The organism is Pseudonocardia halophobica (genome assembly GCF_027922425.1).
Taxonomy (GTDB): domain Bacteria; phylum Actinomycetota; class Actinomycetes; order Mycobacteriales; family Pseudonocardiaceae; genus Pseudonocardia; species Pseudonocardia halophobica.
In genome coordinates this window covers 60,687-83,286 of record NZ_BSFQ01000014.1, presented here as the reverse complement: position 1 = coordinate 83,286, position 22,600 = coordinate 60,687, and the positions used below count along the sequence as shown (strand labels likewise).

Below are 22,600 nucleotides of genomic sequence, written 5' to 3'. Positions count from 1 at the left end.
ACGGTCCGCAGCTCGGTCCGCCGTTTCGACGACTGGACGCTCCACGCGTTCAACCCGCAGTACCCGGTCGGCTCCCGCAGCTGACGCCCCCGCGGAGCCGACCGGGCACGGTCCGGCTCTAGTGCCCGGGGGGACCGGCAGTGTCGCCGGCCGTCCCCTCGACCGCGGCGTGCTTCAACGGACGCAGCCGTACCCACAGGGCGAACAGCGCCGCGACCACGATCATCACGAGGCCGCTCCACAGGTTGATGTTCCAGCCGCCCGCCTTGTCGATGTCGGCCTGGTCGGTGGACACCAGGCCCACGATGAGCAGCACGATCCCGTAGACGCCGTAGAGCAGTGCGAGCACGGTCCGCAGGTCGAACAGCCGCGCCGCGGTCATGGAGACGGGAGCGTCCTGCCCGGCCCTGGTTCCGTTCGGTTCCGCCATGATCCGCCCCTTACCAGAAGATGATGTACAGGATGGCGGTCAGGACGAGCACGCCCACCGCGAGAACCGGAGGACTGCGGTACCAGCCCGCGTCGTCGCCCTCTGCGGAGTGCACCCGCTCCTCCTTGGTGGTCAGGCTCCACACGAGCCCGGTCAGCTCGGAGGCCGGCTTCGGGGTGCTCACCAAGGACACGCCCATCGCGACGAGCACGCCCACGATGAACGCGGCGCTCGCGCCGACGAAGCTGCCCGCCTGGCTGGAGAGGCTCAGGACGCCGGTGGTGGTGAGGATGTTGACGATCACCGCGGCCGCGGTACCCGCGAGCAGTCCGATCCACGCCGACGTGCCGGTCATCCGCCGCCAGAACAGGCCGAGGATGAAGATCGCGAACAGCGGCGCGTTGAAGAAGCTGAACAGCGACTGCAGGTAGTCCATGATGTTGCCGGAGCCGGACGCGATGAACGCCGTGGCGATGGCCAGTACGCAGCCGATCACGGTGATCCACCGGCCGACCTGCAGGTAGTACCGGTCCGGCTTGCCCGGCTTCACCCAGTCCTGCCAGATGTCGTAGGTGAACACCGTGTTGAACGAGCTGATGTTCGCCGCCATGCCGGCCATGAACGCGGCGAGCAGGCCCGCGATCGCGACGCCGAGGATGCCGTTCGGCAGGACCTCCTTCATCAGCAGCGACAGCGCGTTGTTGTAGGTGACGTCCGTCTGGCCACCGGCCTTCAACGTCTGCAGCTGTGGGACGAGGACCGCGGCGATCATGCCGGGGATGATGATGACGAGCGGGATCAACGCCTTCGGGTAGGCGCCGATCAGCGGCGTGCGCTTGGCCGCGGACATGCTCTTGGCGGACAGCGCGCGCTGGACCTCGGCGAAGTTCGTGGTCCAGTAGCCGAAGGAGAGCACGAAGCCCAGGCCGAACACGATGCCGATCACCGACCACACCGGGTTCTCGATCTCGGTGAGCGTGGTGCCCGGCCAGGAGGACAGCTCCTCGGGCCCACCCGGCCCGCCGGCGACGGCCTGCGTCAGTCCGTCCCAGCCGCCGACCCGGTTGAGCCCGGCGATGGTCATCGGGATCAGCAGCGCGAGGATCACGAAGAACTGCAGGACCTCGGAGTAGATGGCCGCCGAGAGCCCGCCGAGGGTGATGTAGGCGAGCACGATTACTGCGGCGACCGGGATCGCCACCGCCAGCGACCAGCCGAGCAGGGCCTCCAGCAGCAGGCCGAGCGAGAAGAGGTTCACGCCCGCGATCAGCACGGACGACAGCGCGAAGATCACGGCCTGGACGCGCTGGGTGGTCCGGTTGAAACGCTTGTAGAGGAACTCGGGGACGCTGCGCGCCTTGCTGCCGTAGTAGAACGGCATCATCACCAGCGCGAGGAACACCATCGCCGGGATCGCGCCGATCCAGTAGTAGTGCACGGTCGGGATGCCGTACTGGGCACCGTTGGCGACCATGCCGATCAGCTCGAGCGCGCCCAGGTTGGCCGAGATGAAGGCGAGCCCGGTGACCCACGCGGGCATCGAGCGCCCAGACAGCAGGAAGTCGAGGCTCGACGACACGGATCGGCGGGCCGCGTACCCGATGCCGAGCACCAGCAGGAAGTAGAAGGCGACGAGCAGGTAGTCGAGGACGGTGGCGTCGAGCCGGAGGTCCGTCTGCGCCTGCGCAAGGATTGTCGTCATGCGAGTCCGCCTCGCAGCCGGGCCGCCGTGCGGCCCCGTCCGGTTCGCGTCATAGCGGCTCCCTCGCCGGTCCCGGTGCGGTACGTGTCGGGACGCAAGGTACCCCTTCCCGCGCGAAACTGAACATTATCCGACAGGCTGAATCGGTCGAGTATGTGCGAACGAGACCGAACCTTGATCCGGGGAGGCCGGTGGATCTGCGCGGATCCTGCACGCATCTGTCCGATCGGCCCGTTGACGCCCGTGTGGTGGCGTTGCATTGTGTGCGATGTGGTGCGGGACGAGGGTGTGCGGTCGTGAGCCTCCTCGCGCGTCAACGCCAGGAGCTCATCCTCGAACAGGTGCGTGAGCGGGGCGCCGTCCGCGTGTCCGATCTCGCCGAGCGGTTCGGGGTGTCGGACATGACCGTCCGCCGGGACCTCGACGTCCTCGCCCGGCGGCGGCTCGTCGACAAGGTGCACGGCGGCGCGACGGCGGTGGGTCCCGTCGCGGCCAGCACGGACGAGCCCGGGTTCGCGGTGAAGTCCGGCCGGCAGCAGGAGGAGAAGGAGGCCATCGCCGAGGCCGCCGCCCGGTTCGTCGAGCCCGGCACGGCGATCGGGCTGTCCGCGGGGACCACGACGTGGGCGCTGGCCCGCCGGATCACCGACGTCGCCGACCTCACCGTCGTCACCAACTCGATGGCGGTGGCCGAGGTCCTGCACGCCGCCCGCCGCCCCGACCGCACCGTCGTGCTGACCGGCGGGATCCGCACGCCTTCGGAAGCGCTGGTCGGGCCGGTCGCCGTGGCGGCGCTGCGCTCGCTGAACCTCGACGTCGTGTTCCTCGGCGTGCACGGGATGAGCGCGGCCAGCGGCTTCACCACCCCGAACCTGATGGAGTCCGAGACCGACCGGGCGCTGGTCGAGGCCGGTCAGCGGCTCGTGGTGGTCGCCGACAGCACGAAGTGGGGGACCGCCGGCATCTCCACGATCGCCGAGCTCTCCGAGGCCGACGTCCTCGTCACGGACGACGGCCTCGACGACGACGCCCGCGCGGTGCTCGAGGGCGAGGTGGACCAGCTGGTCCTCGCGCCCGCCCGCGGCTGAGCGTTCGCGAGGGAGTGATCGTCGGGTGTGTCCGTCGAAGCCGTCGATCCTGGCGGGGAATGGTCGCAGCCGGTGATCACCGGGTCGCGGTGGCGTTCCGGCGCGGCGTCTCCATGATCGCCGTTCGGGACCGCCGGCAGCCGTATACGGCGCCGACGTGTCGCAGATGGCGATCATGCAGGCCGGCGGGTCTGCTGCCGGCCGGGCGTGCGGGGAATGCCGTGGTCGGTGATCGTTGTCCACGACCATCGCCGGCCGTGTGTGGCGCTGAGGTGTCCCACATGGTGACCATGTCGACGGACGAGGCCTGCAGGTCGCCGGCGTGAGGGAGCGCCTCTGCCCGTGATCGCCGTGTGGGACCGTCGGCGGCTGTACGCGGCCGAAGTCGGTCCCGGCCGGTGATCATGGCCGCTGGGCACTTCGGTTGGACCGGTCAGGCGCGGGGGCGACCGCGCCAGGTGCCGGGGTGTTCGTACAGCTCGCGCAGGTCGAGGAGGTGAGTGCGCATCGCCTCCTCCGCCTGCTCCGCCTCGCCCCGGGCGATGTGCTCGGCGATCGTGGCGTGGCAGGCGTCGACCTCGTCCCACTGCTCGCGAGCGACGGCGGCGCGGTCGAGCTTGGTCCGCAGCACGTCGCCGACCGGCTGGCCCATCATCGTGAACATCAGGTTCCCGGTGGCCATCAGGATCGTGGTGTGGAAGTCGAGGTGCGGGACGAAGCCGCTCGGGTCGCGGGGGTCCCGCGGCGCCGTGGCCGCGGCGCGCAGGGCCTCGACCGTCTCCTCGTCGGCGCGCTGGGCGGCGAGCCGGGCAGCCGCGGGCTCCAGCAGCAGGCGGGCCTCGAGCAGGTCGCCGATCCGGAGCTGTGGAGTCGCGACGAGGACGCCGAGCGCGCTGCCGACGTCCTCGACCAGCTTCGTGGGGTCCGGCGCGCTGACGAACGACCCGCCCTGCACCCCGCGCCGGGTCTCGATGAGGTGCTGGCTCGCCAGTGACCGCAGCGCCTCCCGCACGGTGGAGCGGCTGACGCCGAACATCCTGGTCAGCTCGGCCTCCGCGGGGAGCCGGGCGCCGGGTTCGAGCATGCCCTGCATGATCTGGGAGCGCAGTTCGTCCGCCACCTGCCGGTAGGCCGGCCGCACGCGCTGGACGCGCAGGTGGGCGATCGGCGCACCGACCCGGACCGCGGGGCCGGACGGCACCCGGCCGGACGCCGCCCCGTCGGCCGGGGGAGCCGCGGCGTCGCGGCGCTCCGGGGTCGGGGCCATGTGATCACGCTCCGGGATTCTCGCGCCCCGGCGTGGGACGTCGGCGGATGCGCACCGGCCGGTGCGCGGCCGCCGCGTCCCCGCAGCCTACCCACGGCCCGGGGTGGACCGGGGCGATCCGGCGTGGAAACGTCCGACACCGTGACCGACCCCGTGCTCCCGACCGCCGCCGCCGACCTGCTCGGCGCGCGGACCCTCCTCTTCGTGCCGGGCGACCGCCCGGAGCGCTTCGCCAAGGCCGCCGCGTCCGGCGCCGACCTGGTCGTGCTGGACCTCGAGGACGCCGTCGCGCCGGCGGCCAAGCCGGACGCCCGCGAGGCCGTGCGGAAGTGGCTCGCCGCCGGGCACCGCGGGATGGTGCGGATCAACCCGCCCGGGACGGAGTGGTACGAGGACGACGTCGCAGCCGTCGCGGCCATCGCGGCGACCTCCGTGCCGGTCATGCTGCCCAAGGCGCAGGACCCCGCCGAGGTGGCCGCGCTGGTCGCCGCGCTCGGCCCGGCGGCGCAGGTCGTGCCACTGGTCGAGACCGCCCTCGGGGTGCACCGGGCCGTCGACGTGTGCGGGGTCGAGGGCGTGGTGCGGGCCGGGTTCGGCAGCGTCGACCTCGCCGGCGAGCTGGGTGTCGACCCGGTCGACCGGGAGGCCCTGCGGTTCGCGCGCTCGGCGCTGGTGCTGGGCAGCCGGGTCGCCGGCGCGGGCGCCCCGATCGACGGCGTGACGACGGCGGTGCGGGACGAGCAGCTCCTCCTCGAGGACTGCGCGCACGGCCTGTCGCTGGGCTTCACCGCCAAGATGTGCATCCATCCCGCGCAGGTGGGGCCGGTCGCGATCGCGTTCTCGCCGACTCCCGAGCAGGTCGAGTGGGCCCGCGCGGTGGTCGGCGCGTCGGCGGCGGGCGGGGTCGCCGTCGTCGACGGGAAGATGATCGACAAGCCGGTGGTGGAGCGGGCGCGGGCCCTGCTGCTGCGCGCCGGCGAGTCCGGCTGACCCACGCCGACCCACGCCCGACTCACGCCCGAGGACGGGTGAGGTTGGCGCCGACCCCTTGTCGTCGAAACGTCTGATGATTAGCGTGCGACAAGTGGTCGGGGCCCGCCGGCCGCCCCCGTGCGTCGCGGCGCGGGGTGGGACGAGCGCGCACCGCAGCGCGCGAGGGGAGCCACGCGATGACACCCGGACCGTCTCGACCCACCGACTCCGGCACGTCCGCAGGCCCACCGGCCACCGGTGCACCGACCGCCGACCTCGCCGCCCGGCTCGACCGCATCCCGGTCGTCACGCCGGCCCACCGCCGCTGGGTGGGGCTGCTCGGCTTCCTGTTCGTGTTCGACCTGGTCGACCTCAACTCCTTCGCCTACGCCGCGCCCGCCCTGCGCACCGAGTGGGGGCTGTCGATCGGCGGTGTGGGCGCGATCACCTCGGCGGGCTTCGTCGGGATGTTCTTCGGCGCGATCGCCGGCGGCCGGCTCTCCGACCGCATCGGCCGCCGCCCGGTCCTGATCGGCGCCGTCTTCTTCTACTCGCTGTTCTCGCTGCTCAGCGCGCTGTCGACCGGCCCGCTGATGCTCGGCGTGCTGCGCATCCTCACCGGCTTCGGACTGCAGGCCATGACCGGCGTGCTGCTGGTCTGGGTGAGCGAGATGTTCCCGCGGGCGCTGCGCGGCCGCTACCAGGCGCTGCTGCTGGCCATCGGGCTCGCCGGCGTGCCGATCGCGGCGTGGGTGGCCCGGCTCGTCGTGCCGATGGGGCCCGACGCCTGGCGGTGGATCTTCGTCGTCGGCGCGCTCGGCGCGGTCGGGGGCGTGGTCGCGCTGCGCACCCTGCCCGAGTCGATCCGCTGGTGCGCCGCGCACGGCCGCACCGGCGACCCGCGGCAGGAGGAGCTCGTCGCGCGGCTGGAGGCGCAGGCCGAGGAGAAGACCGGGCAGCCGCTGCCGGCGCCCGTCGCCGACCGGCCGGTCGTGCCCGGGAAGCTGACCGAGCTCCTGCGCGGCGCCACGCTGCGCAAGACCGTGGTCGCCGCGGCGGCCTGCGTCTTCCTGATCCTGTCGTTCTACGGCTTCAGCTCCTGGGTGCCGACGCTGCTGGTCGAGCGCGGCTACTCGACGGCCGAGAGCCTCACGTACTCGTCGATCCTCGCCATCGCCGCCGTGCCGGGTGCCCTGCTCGCAATGCCGGTCATCGACCGGTTCGAGCGGAAGACGGTAATCCTCGTGCTCGAGCTCGCCGTCGCCGTGTTCCTGCTGCTCTTCGGCCTGATCGACCACCCCGCCGCGATCATCGTCTGCGGCTTCGGCGCGGCCATGCTGATGCAGACCGGCGTCGCCACGCTGTACACCTACATCGCCGAGGTCTTCCCGCTGCACCTGCGCGGGCTCGGCTCCGGCATCGCCAACGGTTCCGGCCGGCTCGCCGGGGTACTCGGGGGCTTCCTGGTCGCCGCGCTGTACACCGGGACCGGCCTGGCCGGCGTGTTCACCTACCTGGCGCTCGCCGCGCTCCTGATGGGCCTGGTCATGGCCCTGTTCGGCGAGCGCACGACCAACCGCCGGCTCGAGGACATCGAGCGCAGCTGAAGGAGGAACCCCACGTGACCGTGAAGCCGGGCTGGCAGGGACGGTTCTACGAGGACTTCGAGATCGGGGACGTCTACCAGCACCCGCTGGGGCGCACGATCACCGAGACCGACAACACCTGGTTCACGCTCCTGACGATGAACACCAACCAGGCGCACTTCAACGCGCAGGTCGGGCAGTCGTCGGAGTTCGGCCGGATGCTCGTCGCCTCGCCGCTGACGATCTCGATCGCGATGGGCCAGTCCGTCACCGACACCACGCAGAACGCCTTCGCGAACCTCGGGCTCGACGAGCTGAAGCTCACCGCCCCGGTCTTCGCCGGCGACACCATCTGGTCGGAGTCGATCGTGCTCGACAAGCGGGAGTCGGGCAGCAGGCCGCACGCCGGAATCGTCACGATCAAGACCCGGACGCTGAACCAGGACGCCGTCGAGGTGCTGTCGTTCAAGCGCACCTTCTACGTGCACAAGCGGGACACGGACGGCGCGAAGTCGCTGTTCCCGCAGGCCGCGACGCCGCTGCGGCTGGAGGACGCGTGAGGCCGCTGGAGGACGTCCGGATCGTCTCGCTCGAGCAGTACGGGGCGGGCCCGTTCGGTTCCATGCACCTCGCGGAGCTGGGCGCGGAGATCATCAAGGTGGAGGACCCGTCGGTGGGCGGGGACGTCGGGCGCTCCGTGCCGCCGTACGCGGAGGCGGGCGACTCCCTCTTCTTCCAGTCCTTCAACCGGGACAAGTCTTCGATCACCCTCGACATCCGCACGCCCGAGGGCCGCGCGGTGTTCGAGGACCTGGTCCGCAGCGCCGACGCGGTGTACTCCAACCTGCGCGGCGACGTCCCGGAGAAGCTCCGGATCCGCTACGAGGACCTCAAGGAGGTCAACCCGCGGATCGTCTGCTGCTCGCTGACGGGCTTCGGCATGACGGGCCCGCGGTCGAAGGAGCCCGGGTACGACTACGTGCTGCAGGCCCTCGGCGGGTGGATGTCGCTGACCGGCGAGCCGGGCGGGGCGCCGCAGAAGACCGGGCTCTCGCTCGTGGACTACTGCGGCGGGTACGTCGCCGCGATCTCGCTGCTGGCGGCGATCCACGCGGCCCGGCGGGACGGCGTCGGCACGGACTGCGACCTGTCGCTGTACGACACCGCCGTCAGCCTGCTGACCTACCCGGGCACCTGGCACATGACGGCCGGCTACGAGCCGGCCCGCACGCACCACTCCGCGCACCCGTCGCTGATCCCGTTCCAGGCCTTCGAGGCGGCCGACGGCTGGCTGGTCGTCGGCTGCGCCAAGGAGAAGTTCTGGCAGCGGCTGACCGTGGTGATGGGCCGCCCGGAGCTGGCCGAGGACCCGCGATTCGCCACCTTCGCCGACCGCAACCGGAACCGGGAGGTGATCATCCCGCTGCTGGAGGAGATCTTCCGGACGCGCACGGTCGCCGACTGGCTCGCGCCCATGTACGCGGCGTCGATCCCGTGCGCGCCGATCAACGACGTGGCCGACGCGCTGGTGGACCCGCACACGCTGGAGCGCAACCTGATCGCCGAGACGGAGAGCGAGGCGCTCGGGCAGGTGCGGAGCCTGCGCAGCGCCGTGCGGGTCGGGCCGCCGGGGGCGGACCGGGCGCCGACACGTCCGGCGCCGGCGATGGGGGCGGACACCGAACGCGTCCTCAAGGACCTGGGTTACGACGACGACCGGATCGCCGCCCTGCGCGCGTCCGGGGCCTTCGGGGAGGGCTGAGATGGACTTCCAGCTGAACGACGAGCAGCGCCTGTTCCGGGACACGTTGCGGGACTTCGTCGACAAGGAGATCGTGCCGGTCGCGCGGGACTGGGAGCAGTCCGGGCGCTACCCGACGGAGATCGTCGAGGGGATGAAGCAGCTCGGACTGTTCGGCCTCGCCGTCCCCGAGGAGTACGGCGGGCTCGCGGCCGACACGGTGTCGTTCGCGCTGACGTTCGAGGAGATCTCCCGCGGCTGGATGGGCATCGCCGGCATCCTCGGCAGCCACTCCGTCTCGTGCTTCATGCTCGCGCGGCACGGCACCGAGGAGCAGAAGACGAAGTACCTCCCGGACCTGGCGACCGGCAAGCGCCGCACCGGGATCGCGCTCACCGAGCCCGGCGCGGGGACCGACCTGCAGGGGATCCGGACCGTCGCCCGTAAGGAGGGCTCCGGGGACGACGCCGAGTACGTGATCAACGGGACCAAGATGTGGATCACCAACGCCCGGTACGCGGACCCGCTGCCGGTGCTGGTGAAGACCGACCCGACCGCCAGCCCGGCGCACAAGGGGATGAGCATCCTGCTGGTCGAGGCCGGCACGCCTGGCTTCGAGGTCACGCAGGACATCGGCAAGCTCGGCTACAAGGGCACCGAGTCCTGCGAGGTCGTGCTGACGGACGTCCGGGTGCCGGCGTCGCAGCTGCTCGGCGGGATCGAGGGCCGCGGCATGCAGCAGGCGCTGTCCTCGCTGGAGACGGGCCGGATCAACATCGCGGCCCGCAGCGTCGGCATCGCGCAGCGCGCCTACGACGAGGCGCTCAACTACGCCCGCGAGCGGACCGCGTTCGGGCAGGCCATCGGCGAGTTCCAGGCCGTGCAGATGCGGCTCGCGGAGATCGCGGTGCGGCTGCAGGCGGCGCGGCTGATGACCTACTGGGCCGCCTCGCGGATGGACGACGGCGTGCGGATGGACACCGAGTCCGGGATGGCGAAGATCTTCGCCTCCGAGCAGGCGCTGGCCTGCGCCACCGACGCCATGCGCATCCACGGCGGCTACGGCTACTCCACCGAGTTCGAGGTCGAGCGGCTGTACCGGGACGCCCCGCTGATGTCGATCGGCGAGGGGACGAACGACGTGCTGCGCGGCGTCGTCGCCAAGGCCCTCCTCGCGGGGAAGGCGACCATCCGGTGACGGACCCTCGCGTCGCGGAAGGCCCCGCATGAGCTCGCCGGAGGAGCTCGGCGCCCTGGCGGTCCGGCTCGGCTACGCCCTCGACCCGGCCCAGGTGAAGGACATGGCCGAGGCGGTGGCCGCCGCCGAACCCGCGGCCGCCGCCCTCCGCGACCTGCCGGTGCGCCCGGAGACCGCCGACCCGTTCCGCGGCGAGACCTGGCTGCGGGGCCCCGTGAGTGCCGACTGCCCCTCTAGCGGCACTTCGCACTCACGACCCCCGGTGACCAGCGAGAACGGGCTCGACGGGCTCGGGGTGCTCGACCTCGACGGTGCGGAGGGCCTGCGGGAGACCGCGGCGCGAGTGCGGGGCGCCGGGCCCGCCACCGAGCGGGTTGCGGCCGCTCTGGCCGGGCTGGAACGGGTGCACGCCGAGCTGAACTGCACCATCCGCTTCCTGCACGAGCGCGCCGCGGAGCAGGCAGCCGCGGCGGACGGTCGCGCGGTGCCGCGGCTGCTCGAGGGCGTGCCGTTCGCGGTCAAGGACGTGATCGACGTCGAGGGCGTCCCGACCACGGCGGCGTCCCGCACCCGGGCCGATGCGGCCCCGGCCGCGGCCTCGGCGACCGTCGTCGCGCGGCTGGAGGCGCACGGGGCGATCCCGATCTCGAAGGACGCCACCACGGAGTTCGCCGTCGGCGGCCCGCACCCACCGCTGACCGGACCCTGCCGCAACCCGTGGGACCGCGAACGCTGGGCCGGCGGCTCCTCGACCGGCACGGCCGCGGCGGTGGCGGCCGGCGCCGTCCCCTTCGGGCTGGGCACGGACGTCGGCGGCTCGGTCCGGTTGCCGGCCGCCTGGTGCGGCCTCACCGGGCTCAAGCCGACCGCGGGCGCGATCCCGCGCACCGGGGTGGTCCCGCTGTCCTGGACCACCGAGACCGTGGGCCCGCTGGCCCGCGACGCCCGCACCGTCGCGCTGCTGTTCGCCCTGCTCCGCGGGCCCGACGGCGTCGACCCGCGGATGCCGGACGTCCCGCTGCGCCCGCCCACCGACCTGCGCGGCCTGCGCATCGCCCTGCCCGGCGGGTACCTCACCGAGCTGTGCGACGGCGCCGTCCGGGCCGGCGTGGCCCACCTCGCCGAGGTCCTCGTCGACGCCGGGGCCGAGATCGTCCCCGGCGAGATCCCGAGCGCCGAACGGGCCCTGCCGATCGGCTACGAGATCGTGTTCACCGAGGCCGCGGCCCTGCACCGGATCGACGCCGCGCGGTGGGGCGAGTACGACCCGGTGACGGTCAAGCGGATCAGCCAGGGGATCGCCACGCCGGCGAGCGACTATCTCCGCGCGCTGCAGTTCCGGGCGGAGCTGCAGGACGAGCTCGCGCGCGTGTTCGCGGGCGCCGACCTCGTCGTCGTCCCGACCACGCCGGCGACCGCGCCGCGGCTGCCCGACGGCACCGTGACCGTCGACGGCGAGCGGTACCCGCTCTACGCCGCGCAGTCCCGCGCGACGATGCTCGGCAACCTCACCGGGGCCCCGGGACTCGCCCTGCCCACCGGGTTCGCACCCGACGGCTGCCCGGTCTCGGCCCTGCTCATCGCCCCGCCGCACGGGGAGGCGACCGCGCTGCGGGCGGCCCAGCTGTTCCAGGACCGCACCGACCACCACACCCGCACGGCCCCGATCTCGGCCTGACCCCTTCCCAGCGCACATACGTCTGACGTATCGTCCGCCCTCGACCAGGAGGCTCACCGATGACCCTCAGCCCAGCCCGCACCGCCCTCGCCGGTCAGGTCGGCGACTTCGCCGCCCGTGCCGAGCTGTCCGACGTGCCCGCGGAGGTGGCGGAGCGCGCCCGCCACCTGATCCTCGACGCCGTCGGCCTGGCCTTCGCGTCGACGGCGTACGGGTTCCCGAAGGTGGCCCTGGAGGCGTTGTCCGCCTTCGGCGGTGGCACCCATCCGGTGCTCGGGATGCCGGACCGGCTCTCGCCGCGCGACGCCGCCGTCCTGAACGGCGTGCTGATCCACGGCATGGACTTCGACGACACCCACATCCCGGCCGTCACGCACGTCTCCGCTGCCGCGCTGCCCGCGGCGATCTCGGCGGCCGTGAGCCGGGGCGCGACCACCGAGGACCTGCTGCTGGCCTACATCCTCGGCGTCGAGGTGTCGGCGCGGGTCGGCATCGGCGGCGCGGGCGGTTTCCACGACGTCGGCTTCCACCCGACCGCCGTGGCCGGCGCGTTCGGTGCCTCCGTGGCGGCCGGCAAGATCGCCGGGCTCGACGCCCACGGCCTGGCTTCGGCCCAGGGCGTCGTCGGATCGATGAGTGCGGGGCTGCTGGAGTTCCTCGCCGACGGCGCCTGGACCAAGCGTCTGCACCCGGGCTGGGCGGCGATGTCCGGGCTGACCGCGGCGAGCTTCGCCAAGGCCGGCTGGAGCGGCCCGCCCGCGGTGTACGAGGGCCGGTTCGGGCTCTACAACACCCATCTCGCCGGGCGCGAGACCCACCCCGAGGCCGTCGGCGACCGGCTGGGGGAGACCTGGGAGCTGGTGCGCACGGCCGTCAAGCCGTACCCGATCTGCCACTTCATCCACGCCTTCGCCGACGCCGTCCTCACGCTGCGCCCGGAGATCGGCGCGACCGGGATCACCGAGATCCGCTGCGCGATCCACTCGGTGCCGGGCAAGGTCGTCTGCGAGCCGGCCGAGGCGAAATGGGTCCCGCGCGACGAGTACGACGCCAAGTTCAGCCTGCCGTTCGTGGTCTCCGCGGCGCTCACCCGCGGTCGGTTCACCCTCGCCGAGCTGGAGGACGACGCCCTCGGCGACGCCGCGATCCTCGACCTCGCGCAGAAGGTGCGGGTCTCCGAGGACCCGGACAGCGCCTTCCCGGCCGCGTACTCCGGCGCCGTCGAGATCGAGCTGGCCGACGGGCGGGTGCTGCGGCACCGCGAGCAGGTCAACCGCGGGCACGACGAGCGCCCGCTCACCAACGCGGAGGTCGTGGCCAAGTTCCGGGAGACGATCGGCCGGGTCGCCCCCGCCGCCACCGCCGACCGGGTGCTCAACGCCGTGCTGTCCCTCGGCGACGGCACCGCCGCCGCCGACTTCGCCGAGGCGTGTCGTGGGTAGTGTCGGCGTCTTCCTGACCCACCAGCAGCCGGCCGGGCGGGACCCGGTGGTGGCGCTGCAGGAGCAGCTCTCGCTCGTGCGCGCGGCCCGCGACGGCGGGCTGGACTCGGTCTTCGCCGGACAGCACCACCTCCCGGAGTCGTTCTCGCACATCCAGCCGCTGCCGTGGCTCGCCCGGCTCGCCGCCGAGGCCGGCGACATGCGGATCGGCACCGGGATCCACCTGCTCGCGCTGCACAACCCCGTCGACACCGCGGAGAACTTCGCGAGCCTCGACGCCGTGTGCGGCGGCCGGTCGATCTTCGGCGTCGGGCTGGGCTACCGGGAGGTCGAGTACGCGGCCTTCGGGATCCCGCCGCGGCAGAAGGTGCGGCGGTTCGAGGAGAACCTGCGGATCGTCGAGGCGATGTGGTCCGGCGAGCCGGTGTACGCGGACAACGAGTGGTGCCGGCTCGACGGCGTGCGCTCCACGACACTGCCCGCGGGTCGGCCGCCCGTCTGGATGGCCGCGAACTCCGACGCCGCGGTGAAGCGGGCGGCCCGGCTCGCCGACACCTGGATGATCAACCCGCACGCCACGACGTCGACCATCCGTCGTCAGCTCGACCTCTTCCACGCCGAGCGCGCCGCCGCGGGCCGGGAGCCCGTGCGGGAGCTGCCGCTGATGCGGGAGATCTACTGCGCCCCGACGCGGGAGCGGGCGGTCGAGCTGGCCCGGCCGCACCTGGCCGGGAAGTACGCGGTCTACGCCGACTGGGGGCAGGACCGTGTCATGCCCGAGAAGGAGTCGTTCCGAACCGATTACGCGGACCTCGCCGAGGACCGGTTCGTGGTGGGCTCTCCGGAGGACTGCCTCGCGGCGCTGCTGCCGTGGCGGGAGCTGGGGGTCGACCACTTCGTACTGCGCACCGACTGGGCGGGTATGCCCGTCGGCGACGCCCTGGCCTCCGTCGAGCTGCTCGCGCGCGAGGTGGCCCCCGTGCTCCGGTCCTCCCCGGCCGGTTCCCGTCCCCCGAGCCCCGAAGGGAGTCCGCGATGGACTTCGGCGTCTTCATCCCCATCGCCAACAACGGCTGGCTGATCTCCGAGAACTCGCCCCAGTACATGCCGACGTTCGACCTGAACAAGCGCATCGTGCAGGAGGCCGAGGCGCAGGACTTCGCGTTCGCCCTGTCGATGATCAAGCTGCGCGGCTTCGGCGGCAAGGTCGAGTTCTGGGACCACGCGCTGGAGTCGTTCACGCTGATGGCGGGCCTGGCCGCCGTCACCGAGCGGATCAAGCTCTACGCCTCCACGGCGGTCCTCACGCTGCCGCCGGCGATGGTGGCCCGCATGGCGACGACGATCGACTCGATCGCGCCGGGACGCTTCGGCATCAACATCGTGTCCGGCTGGGCCAGCGGCGAGTACTCGCAGATGGGTCTGTGGCCGGGCGACGACTACTACAACTACCGCTACGACTACTCGACCGAGTACGTCCAGGTCATGAAGGAGCTGTGGGAGAAGGGGCGCAGCGACTTCAAGGGGCAGTACTTCCAGATGGAGGACTGCGTGCTGTCGCCGAAGCCGAGCGGGCACATCGACATCGTCTGCGCGGGGCAGTCCGACCGCGGCATGCGGATGGTCGCCGAGCAGGGCGACTACAACTTCATCCTCAGCCCCGGCGTGAACGACCCGGAGGTCTACCGGGAGTCCACCCAGCGGCTCGCGAAGGCGGCCGAGCAGACCGGCCGGGACGTCGGGTCACTGCCGCTGTTCATGGCGATCATGGCCGACACGGACGAGGAGGCCCGCGCCAAGTGGGACTCCTACCAGGCCGGGGCGGACGCCGGGGCGCTCGGCTACATGGCGGACGAGGGCGGCAAGGACACGGGCACGGACACCGGCGGCACCGCGAAGATGATCAACCTGCCGGAGGGGGCCGTGAACTTCAACATGGCGACCCTGGTGGGCAGCTACGAGACGATCGCGCGGCAGATCGACCAGGTCGCGACCATGCCCGGGGTCAAGGGGATGATGTTCACCTTCGACGACTTCGAGCAGGGCGTGCACGACTTCGGCACGAAGGTGAAGCCGCTGCTCGGCTGAGCGGAGCTCGCATCGACGCCGAGCGGAGCTCGCGGAGCGAGCATCGACGCCGAGCGGAGCTCGCGGAGCGAGCATCGACGCTGGTCTGCCGATCCCCGGGGGCGCGGTCGCACAGGCGCCCCCGGGGTCGGTGCTCAGATCCGGCGGGCGTTGTGGAACGGCATCGCCGACATGTCGGAGACCTTCACCGGCTCGCCGCTGGTGCTGGCGTGCAGGATCTTGCCGCCGCCCATGTAGATGCCCACGTGGCTCACCGGCGAGTAGAAGAACACGAGGTCGCCGGGCTGCAGCTGGTCCTTGCTGACCGCGGTGCCGAAGGTCGACTGGGCCGCGGAGGTGCGCGGGATGCTGATCCCGGCCTGCTTGAAGGCCCACGACGTCAGGCCGGAGCAGTCGAACGCGTTCGGGCCGCTGGCGCCCCACTGGTAGGGGGTGCCGAGCTTGGTGCGGGCCGCGGCGAGGGCCTTCGCCCCGGCCCCGGTGGCCTGCCCGACGACGTCGTCGACCGCGTCGTCGATCGCGCCCCCGGCCGACTGGGCGGCCCGGCGCAGCGCACTGCGCTGCTCCTCGGCGGCCTCGGCGGCCTTGGCGGCCTCGGCCTTCTGGACCGCGGCGATCCGGGCGGCGTCGGCCTTGTCGAACACCTGCGGCAGCGCGCCCATGGCGGTGCCGAAGGCGGACTGCATCGAGCCGCCGACGGCGCCGGGACCGTCCTGGACGGCCTGCAGGACCTGGGTCGGCCGGTCGTCGCCCCGGGTGTCGCCGTCCCCGTCGTCCGTGCCGCCGTCGAGCGTCGCGTCGGCCGCGGCCAGGCGGACGGTCGGGGAGTCGACGCCGGTGGCCTGGGCCAGCTCGCCGCCCGGGGTGGGCAGGCCGGTGAGGACCGCGCTGGCGCCCAGGACGGTGACGGTCGCCGCGGCCGCGACGGCCTTCGGCGAACGGATCGCGGCCGACAGCGCGGGGAAGACGCCGGTCAGCGAGATGCCGTCGCCGCCCGGGCCACGCCCGGCGCCGAGGCCCGAGGTGAAGAAGGAGCCGGTGAGGCCGGCGGGCGGCTCGGGGCGCTCCTCCCGGACGGCCGGGGCGGCCGGCGGGGTGACCGCGGTCGGCGCCTCGTCCGGCGCGGCCGGCCGCCCGTCCGCGGCGGGGACGCCGAGGGGGGAGACCGGGTCCCTGTCCGCCTCGTCGGCCTCGGCGGCGCGCCGGGCACGGCGGCCGCCCGAGGGCGGGGGAGCGGACGAGCCGGTGAGCCGGGCGATCAGGTCCGCGGCGGACTGACCCTGACCGTCCTCTGCACTGTGCCGGGAGCTCGGCACGAGCACCGGGCGCGGTGCCACACACGTGTCGGACATGCGTCGTTCCTCGCCGTCCACGGGCATGCGGGAAGCCGGGGAGCAACCGCGCCGCGCCTGCCCCGTGCCGGGGGTTGGGCGCCCGGGGGAATGTCGGCGGGCAGGCGGGACGGGCCGACCGGGCGTGCCGGTGGACGTCGTTCCCACCGGCAGAACCGACCGTAACCGTCCCGTGATCGCCGTGCGGGTCGAACGGGCCCCGGCGCGCCGAGCGGACGGCCCCGAGGGACGAGCCGTCGTTTCCCGCCGTCGAAGCCGCTCGTGGCGATCCGGACGCAGGTCACGACCCGGCGTCGACCGCCGAACGGGACGCCGCTCCCGCGGACCGCACGACCGGCGGCGCCGGGCGGGATCACAGGGGTGATCGTGTAACGGCGCGCGGCGCCACGCCGCTCCGTCGAGGAGCGACAACGCCGCAGCTCACCGGGGGTCGTGAGTGGCGAACGCCCCTCTAGGGTCACTAGGCGCTCACGGGTCGGGTGAGGGCGGCCTCGTAGACCTCGCGGAGGCGGGCCGCCCAGCCGTCGGCCTCGAAGCGCTCGAGGAAGCGGGCCCGGGCGGCGCGGCCGAGCCGGGCGCGGAGGGCGTCGTCGCCGCCGAGCTCCACGATCGCGTCGGCGATGGCGGCGGCCGCCAGCGGGACCTGCCGCCCGACGTCCCGCGTCACGATCTCGGGCAGCCCGCCGACCCGGCTCACGATCGCCGGCACCCCGGCGGCCATCCCGCGGACCACGACGCTGGGCATGGTGTCGGTGCGCGTGGTGTGCAGCTGCAGGTCCGCGGCCTGCAGCAGCTCGCCCGGGTCGCCGTGGTGCCGGAACACGACCCGGCCCTCCAGCTCCTCCTCGCGCCCCACCCGCGCCTCCAGCCAGGGCCGCAGCGGCCCGTCGCCGGTGAGCACGACGGTGAGCGGGAGGTCCTCGGGGAGCTCGGCGAGGGCGTCGAGCAGCAGGTCCTGGCCCTTGCCGCGGCGCATCGGCGCGGCCGACACCGCCAGCAGCCCGTCGTCGCCCACGCCCAGGCCGCGCCGCACGCGCGCCCGCACCGCGGGATCGGGCGGGCCCGGGTCGGTGACGCCGTCGGGCAGCACGACCAGGCCCTTCTCCGAGCCGGCGACCCGCAGGTACCAGTCCCGCTGCAGCCGGGAGATCGCGATGGTCCGGGTGACGAACCGCTTGCGCGCGAGCGTGCGGGCGGTGCGCCGCACCCGGTCGAGCCAGTCCGCGGGCTCCTCCTCGATGCGGTGCAGCGTGGAGACCACCGGGATCCGCAGCCGGGTGGCGGCCGCGCTGCCGGCGACGTCGGCGTTCGGGGCGTGCGTGTGCACGAGCCGGACCCGGTGCTCACGCAGCGTCTCGACCACCCGGGGCACCGCCCGCGGGTCCCACGGTGCGAGCCCGTGCTCGACGACCACGGCACCGGACCGGCGGAGCGCGGCCGCCCGCGCGCCGTCGCCGCTGCCGGAGATGCCGACGACCACGAGCTCCAGTCCCGCCGCCCGCGCGGCGCGGGCGAGGGCCTCGAGGCCGTACTCACCCCCGTCGGGGTGCAACGTGTCGACGAGGTGCGCCACCCTCACGTCCCGGTCCTCCGCTCGCTCGAGTTCACCCGGTCGGGCCCGCGACCCTACCGGGCCGGTGACGCTGCGCGACCCGGCGAACCCGCTCCGCCCGGGCGGCTCGGCCCCGACCCTCGCCCGCATAGGGTGTCGACGTGCGCACGGTGTACGTGATCGGGATCGGCTCGGGGGACCCCGACCACCTCACATTGCAGGCGGTGGCCGCGCTGAAGCGCGTCGACGTCGTCTTCGTCATCGACAAGGGCGAGGTGAAGGAGGACCTCACCGCGCTGCGGACCGGGATCCTCGACCGGCACCTCGAGCCCGGCAGCTACCGGGTCGTCGAGGCCGCGGACCCCGAGCGGGACCGCAGGGCCGGCGCGGGGGAGCCCGGGCGGTCGGAGCGGTACACGGCCGCCGTCGTCGACTGGCAGGACCGCCGCGGGTCGCTCTATGCGTCGATGCTCGCGGAGCTGGCCGACGGCGAGACCGGCGCCTTCCTCGTATGGGGCGACCCCTCCCTCTACGACGGCACCCTGCGGCTGCTCGAGGGCGTCGAGGGGATCGAGGTCGTCTCCTACCCCGGCATCTCCAGCGTGCAGGCGCTCGCCGCCGCCCACCGGCTGATCCTCAACCGGGTCGGGCGCCCCGTGCTGATCACCACCGGCCGACGGATCGCGGCGGGGCTGCCCGCCGACGTCGACGACGTCGTCGTGATGCTCGACGGCGGCACCGCCTTCGCGCAGCTGCCCGACGACGAGGTCGCCGACGTGGAGGTGTACTGGGGGGCATACGTGGGCAGCCCGGACGAGCTCCTGGTGTCCGGCCCGGTCCTCGAGGTCCGTGACGAGATCGTGAGGCTCCGGGCGGAGGCACGGGAGCGCAAGGGCTGGATCATGGACACGTACCTGCTGCGGCGGCATCCCGGGGACCGCTGAGCGGGCCGCCGCGGCAGCGGGACGGGGGTGGCGGTGTGACCGAGCGAGGCACGTCGGCGCGCGGGGCGCGCGGACGTCCGGACGAGGAGGGGCGCTCGATCCCGGCCGACGGGACCGGGCTCGGCGGGGCGGCCGTCGGGGGTGACCCCGACGCCGTCCGCAACGGAACCGCCGGCCGGACCGCCGGCCGCAGCGCCGGCGGACCCGTCGACGGGGTGGTGAACGGGGCGCCCGACGGCGCGGTGGACGGTGCCGTGGACGGGTCGCCACTCGCGCCTCCCGCGGCTCCGGTGACGGCGTCGGCGGGGGCCTCGGTGACCCCGGCGCCCGACCGCGGCGCGGTGATCGGTGGCGGACTGACCTGGCTGGCGACCTGGAGCTGGCGGATCCTGCTGATCGCGTTCGGCGCCATCCTGTTCGGCCTCGTGGTCGGCGCGCTGTGGCCGATCGTGCTGCCGGTGCTGCTCGGCGTCATCCTCGCGACCGTGCTGCGGCCGCCGGTGCGCTGGCTGGTCGAGCGCCGGGTCCCGCCCGCCCTGGCCGCGCTGGTGGTGCTCGTCGGGGCGCTGCTGGTGCTCGGCGGGATCATCATGCTGATCGCGCCGCAGGTGGCGGGGCAGTCGGACGAGATCGCCGCCGGCGTCACGGGCGGGTTGGGACAGATCCAGCAGTGGGTGTCCGGGCCGCCGTTCAACCTCGGTGAGGGCCAGATCGGCGGGGTGCTCGACTCGATCACCCGCCAGCTGCAGGCCAGCGCGTCGACGATCGCCGGGAGCGTGCTGACCGGTGTGTCGGCGTTCGCGAACGGTCTGCTCAACATCGTGCTCGCCGTGGTGCTGGCCTTCTTCTTCGTCAAGGACGGCCCGCGCTTCCTGCCCTGGGTCACCCGCGTGACCGGGGCCCGGGCGGGCCGGCACGTCGCCGGCGTGCTGGAGCGCGCGTGGCGGACCCTCGGCGGGTTCATCCGCACGCAGGCCCTGGTGGCGTTCGTCGACGCCTTCTTCATCGGCCTCGGCCTGGTGATCCTCGGCGTCCCGCTGGCGCTGCCGCTCGCCGTGCTGACCTTCTTCGGCGGTTTCGTGCCGATCGTCGGCGCGCTCGTCGCGGGCGCGCTGTCGGTGCTGGTCGCGCTGGTGACGAAGGGCTTCACGACCGCCCTGATCGTGCTCGCGATCATCATCGCGGTGCAGCAGCTCGAGGGGAACGTCCTGCAGCCGATCCTGCAGAGCCGCAGCCTCAACCTGCACGGCGCCGTGGTGCTGCTGGCGGTCACCGCGGGCGGCGCGATCTGGGGCATCGCCGGGGCGTTCCTGGCCGTGCCGGTCGCCGCGGTCGCGGCCGAGGTGCTGCGGTACATCGGGGAGGAGATCGACCGGCGGGCCGGGGCTCGGGCGGCGCCACCGAGCGACGAGCCCGAGGGGCCGGACGGGGACCCGCCGGAGCGCGATAGATCCCTCGGCGCCCCGGCCGACGAGACCGCGCGGATCCCGGCCGACGACGGCGGCCCCGGCCCGGTGCGCCGGCCCTCGCCGGAGGCCTGAGACCGGCCGGCACCGGTCGCGGTTGGTGCGTCGACGCTCTGCGAAGGTCGGTCGGCGACGGTCGCGGTCCCGCGTGTCGGCTTCCTGGGGGCGGGGATCACGGTCCCGTGTGTCGGCCCTCTCGGTCTGATGCCGGTCAGCGGCGGGCGTCGTCCATCCGGACGCGTGGCTGCGGTCCGTCCGGCCGTGGTCCCGGTCGGGTGCGCGCGACGAGCGGTGTCGGGGGCTCGACCAGCGGTGTTTCCCGGACGGTCGCGCGGGGCCATCCCAGGGGTGTCCGGCCGCACGCTCCCCGCACCGAGAGGCCTTCCCATGACCTGCCCGGCACAGATCCCGCACCAGATCCGGCCCCCGGACGCACCCGGCGAGGCCACCGAGGCCACCGAGGCCATCGAGTTCACGGAGCCCGCCGGCGTCGACCCGGTCGCGGTGCTCGCCGAGGTGACCGGCGACGTCGAGCGCGCCGAGGCCGACCTCACCGGCCTGGCCGACTCCGTCGAGTACGTCCACCGCAGCTGGCCCGCCAACCCGGCCCAGCTCTCCGTCATCCGGCGCGAGCTCCTCGGCTGGCTCGCGCCTCTGGGGCTGAGCACCGAGCAGAAGGACGACGTCGTGCTCGCGGTCGACGAGGCCGTCGCCAACGCCGTCCGGCACGCCTACCCGGAGGACCGGCCCGGCGACGTCGAGCTCACCCTCTGGACCGAGGGCGAGGCGCTCTGCATCGAGATCACCGACCACGGCAGCTGGCGGCCCGCGCAGGGCGAGGGCGGCACGATCACGGGCGACGCCCGGGGCGGCCGCGGCATGCTCCTCATGCAGCACATGGTCGAGACCGTGCTCGTCCACTTCGACGGCCGCGGCAGCCGGGTCCTCCTGCGCCATCGCTTCAACCGCCCCGCCGACGCGGAGACGGGCGGCACGGGTGAGGCCGAGTTCGACGACGCCGCCGCAATCGAGGACGCGCCGCGCCACTCGCGCTAATCCGGCCGGGGCGGGACGGACGGTCTTCGGCGCGGCTCCGGGCGCGCTCCGGTCTCGCGAAAGGCCTGGCGGGCGGCATCCGCACAGCTGTCCGGGCGGCTGACACAACCGTAGCGCCCGGCCGAGCGCCGGCCCCGCTGGTTCGCGCGACCTCCCAGCGGCTGGCACAACCGCTGCTGCGGCTCGCACAACACGGCTCCATCCCTGCGCCCGCGGCCGTCGCACATCCGCTTCAGCGCCTCACAACCCGTCGACGAGGTGTGCGGCGCTCGCGTCGGGTGTGCCGCGGGGCGCGAGCAGATGTGCGGCGCCCCGCCGGGTGTGCCGGGTGCCCCGCCGGCTGTGCCACCGCCCGGCCAGGTGCACCAGCGCGTCAGCCCGCCTCGGTGGGGGAGAAGAGCGCCTCCACCGCTCGTGTGACGTGTCCGACCACCGTCCCGGGGTCGGCGCCTGCGACCGCTTCGCTGCGGATCACCTTGCGCAGCAATGCGATCCCCAGCAGCCAGGCGAGGGCGAGCTCGGCGCGGAGGTCCGCGTCGGCGGGGTCGTCCGTGGCGACGAGCCGCGCCAGTGTGCCGCCGTAGGCGACCCGCAGCTCCTCCCGGACCGTGGCGGCGGCGTCGGTGTTGCCCGCCGAGCGGAGGGCGGCGAGGAAGAGGGCGACGTCGTCGGCCGAGCCGTCGTCCGTGGCCAGGATCGCGGCCAGCGTGCGGGGGAGGACCTGCTCGGCGGGGCCGTCGTGCAGCAGGTCGAGGGCCTGCCCGGTGACGGCCTCGGCGAAGAGACCCTCCTTGGACCCGAAGTGCCGGAACAGCAGGGCCTGGTTGACTCCCGCGCGCTCGGCGACCGCACGGACCGTCGTGCCCTCGTAGCCCGCGCTCGCGAACAGCTCCCGACCCGCGGCCAACAGGGCCCGCCGGGTCGCCGCGGAGTCCCGCGGGCGAGCGGGCCGGGGCCGGTCCGCGTCGCAAGGAGTGCCGCTGTCGCTGGTCATGCCCTATCGGACCACGCCGCGTGTGCGGAGGCGGCGTCCGGGGT

At 73.6% G+C, this 22,600-nt stretch carries 19 protein-coding genes; 13 read left to right on the top strand and 6 right to left on the bottom strand.

All coding sequences use genetic code 11. The features are described from left to right. Positions 1-118 precede the first annotated feature (118 nt). Together PKE99_RS17950 and PKE99_RS17945 are read right to left on the bottom strand one after the other, a co-directional pair. A complete protein-coding gene (locus PKE99_RS17950; protein ID WP_231498288.1) occupies positions 119-430 on the bottom strand; it encodes a hypothetical protein in 312 nt (103 codons plus the stop codon). 10 nt (positions 431-440) lie between these two features. Then, the gene (locus PKE99_RS17945) at positions 441-2,132 is read right to left on the bottom strand and encodes a sodium:solute symporter family protein (RefSeq protein WP_037048130.1); all 1,692 of its coding nucleotides are present in this window, start codon (positions 2,130-2,132) and stop codon (positions 441-443) included. Positions 2,133-2,428: 296 nt separating this feature from the next. Here PKE99_RS17945 and PKE99_RS17940 point away from each other — a divergent pair, with 296 nt between their 5' ends. Further along, complete coding sequence (locus PKE99_RS17940) at positions 2,429-3,220, top strand: DeoR/GlpR family DNA-binding transcription regulator (protein WP_037048132.1); 792 nt, start codon at positions 2,429-2,431, stop codon at positions 3,218-3,220. A 433-nt stretch (positions 3,221-3,653) separates the two neighbouring features. On the opposite strand, the gene PKE99_RS17935 is transcribed toward PKE99_RS17940, so the two are convergent. Further along, a complete protein-coding gene (locus PKE99_RS17935; protein WP_051737719.1) occupies positions 3,654-4,487 on the bottom strand; it encodes a FadR/GntR family transcriptional regulator in 834 nt (277 codons plus the stop codon). A 141-nt stretch (positions 4,488-4,628) separates the two neighbouring features. On the opposite strand from PKE99_RS17935, the gene PKE99_RS17930 reads away from it, so the two are divergent. The 9 genes from PKE99_RS17930 to rutA all read left to right on the top strand — a co-directional run bounded on the left by PKE99_RS17930 (position 4,629) and on the right by rutA (position 15,192). Beyond that, complete coding sequence (locus tag PKE99_RS17930) at positions 4,629-5,477, top strand: HpcH/HpaI aldolase/citrate lyase family protein (protein WP_231498289.1); 849 nt, start codon at positions 4,629-4,631, stop codon at positions 5,475-5,477. Between the two features lie 179 nt (positions 5,478-5,656). Beyond that, positions 5,657-7,066: an MFS transporter gene (locus tag PKE99_RS17925; protein ID WP_037048134.1), complete on the top strand. Its 1,410-nt coding sequence runs from the start codon at positions 5,657-5,659 to the stop codon at positions 7,064-7,066. 14 nt (positions 7,067-7,080) lie between these two features. Continuing rightward, on the top strand, positions 7,081-7,605 hold the full coding sequence (locus tag PKE99_RS17920) for a MaoC family dehydratase (RefSeq protein ID WP_037048136.1): 525 nt from the start codon (positions 7,081-7,083) through the stop codon (positions 7,603-7,605). Beyond that, entirely contained in the window at positions 7,602-8,807 is a 1,206-nt protein-coding gene (locus tag PKE99_RS17915; protein ID WP_037048140.1) for a CaiB/BaiF CoA transferase family protein, read from the top strand. Before PKE99_RS17920 ends, PKE99_RS17915 begins: the two co-directional genes overlap by 4 nt. Position 8,808: 1 nt before the next feature. Further along, complete coding sequence (locus PKE99_RS17910; RefSeq protein ID WP_037048143.1) at positions 8,809-9,984, top strand: acyl-CoA dehydrogenase family protein; 1,176 nt, start codon at positions 8,809-8,811, stop codon at positions 9,982-9,984. 28 nt (positions 9,985-10,012) lie between these two features. Continuing rightward, positions 10,013-11,662, top strand: coding sequence for an amidase (locus PKE99_RS17905; protein ID WP_051737720.1), 1,650 nt, complete (start codon positions 10,013-10,015; stop codon positions 11,660-11,662). Positions 11,663-11,721: 59 nt separating this feature from the next. Continuing rightward, positions 11,722-13,104: an MmgE/PrpD family protein gene (locus PKE99_RS17900; RefSeq protein ID WP_037048145.1), complete on the top strand. Its 1,383-nt coding sequence runs from the start codon at positions 11,722-11,724 to the stop codon at positions 13,102-13,104. Next, a complete protein-coding gene (locus tag PKE99_RS17895; RefSeq protein ID WP_037048147.1) occupies positions 13,097-14,185 on the top strand; it encodes an LLM class flavin-dependent oxidoreductase in 1,089 nt (362 codons plus the stop codon). The genes PKE99_RS17900 and PKE99_RS17895 overlap by 8 nt, the downstream gene beginning before the upstream one ends. Beyond that, positions 14,140-15,192 carry a pyrimidine utilization protein A gene (gene rutA, locus PKE99_RS17890; protein WP_037048149.1) on the top strand — a complete coding sequence of 351 codons (1,053 nt, stop codon included), beginning with the start codon at positions 14,140-14,142 and terminating at the stop codon, positions 15,190-15,192. Before PKE99_RS17895 ends, rutA begins: the two co-directional genes overlap by 46 nt. Positions 15,193-15,326: 134 nt before the next feature. On the opposite strand, the gene PKE99_RS17885 is transcribed toward rutA, so the two are convergent. Then, a complete protein-coding gene (locus PKE99_RS17885) occupies positions 15,327-16,544 on the bottom strand; it encodes a C40 family peptidase (RefSeq protein ID WP_051737721.1) in 1,218 nt (405 codons plus the stop codon). A 460-nt stretch (positions 16,545-17,004) separates the two neighbouring features. Next, on the bottom strand, positions 17,005-18,123 hold the full coding sequence (locus PKE99_RS17880; RefSeq protein ID WP_037048152.1) for a glycosyltransferase: 1,119 nt from the start codon (positions 18,121-18,123) through the stop codon (positions 17,005-17,007). A 134-nt stretch (positions 18,124-18,257) separates the two neighbouring features. Here PKE99_RS17880 and cobF point away from each other — a divergent pair, with 134 nt between their 5' ends. The 3 genes from cobF to PKE99_RS17865 all read left to right on the top strand — a co-directional run bounded on the left by cobF (position 18,258) and on the right by PKE99_RS17865 (position 21,562). After that, positions 18,258-19,040, top strand: coding sequence for a precorrin-6A synthase (deacetylating) (cobF, locus tag PKE99_RS17875; RefSeq protein ID WP_037048155.1), 783 nt, complete (start codon positions 18,258-18,260; stop codon positions 19,038-19,040). 35 nt (positions 19,041-19,075) lie between these two features. Next, on the top strand, positions 19,076-20,581 hold the full coding sequence (locus tag PKE99_RS17870) for an AI-2E family transporter (protein ID WP_063739800.1): 1,506 nt from the start codon (positions 19,076-19,078) through the stop codon (positions 20,579-20,581). Positions 20,582-20,893: 312 nt separating this feature from the next. Further along, the gene (locus PKE99_RS17865; protein WP_051737722.1) at positions 20,894-21,562 is read left to right on the top strand and encodes an ATP-binding protein; all 669 of its coding nucleotides are present in this window, start codon (positions 20,894-20,896) and stop codon (positions 21,560-21,562) included. Positions 21,563-21,935: 373 nt separating this feature from the next. On the opposite strand, the gene PKE99_RS17860 is transcribed toward PKE99_RS17865, so the two are convergent. Next, positions 21,936-22,556, bottom strand: a complete 621-nt coding sequence (locus PKE99_RS17860) for a TetR/AcrR family transcriptional regulator (RefSeq protein ID WP_037048156.1) — start codon at positions 22,554-22,556, stop codon at positions 21,936-21,938. Between the last annotated feature and the right edge of the window lie 44 nt (positions 22,557-22,600).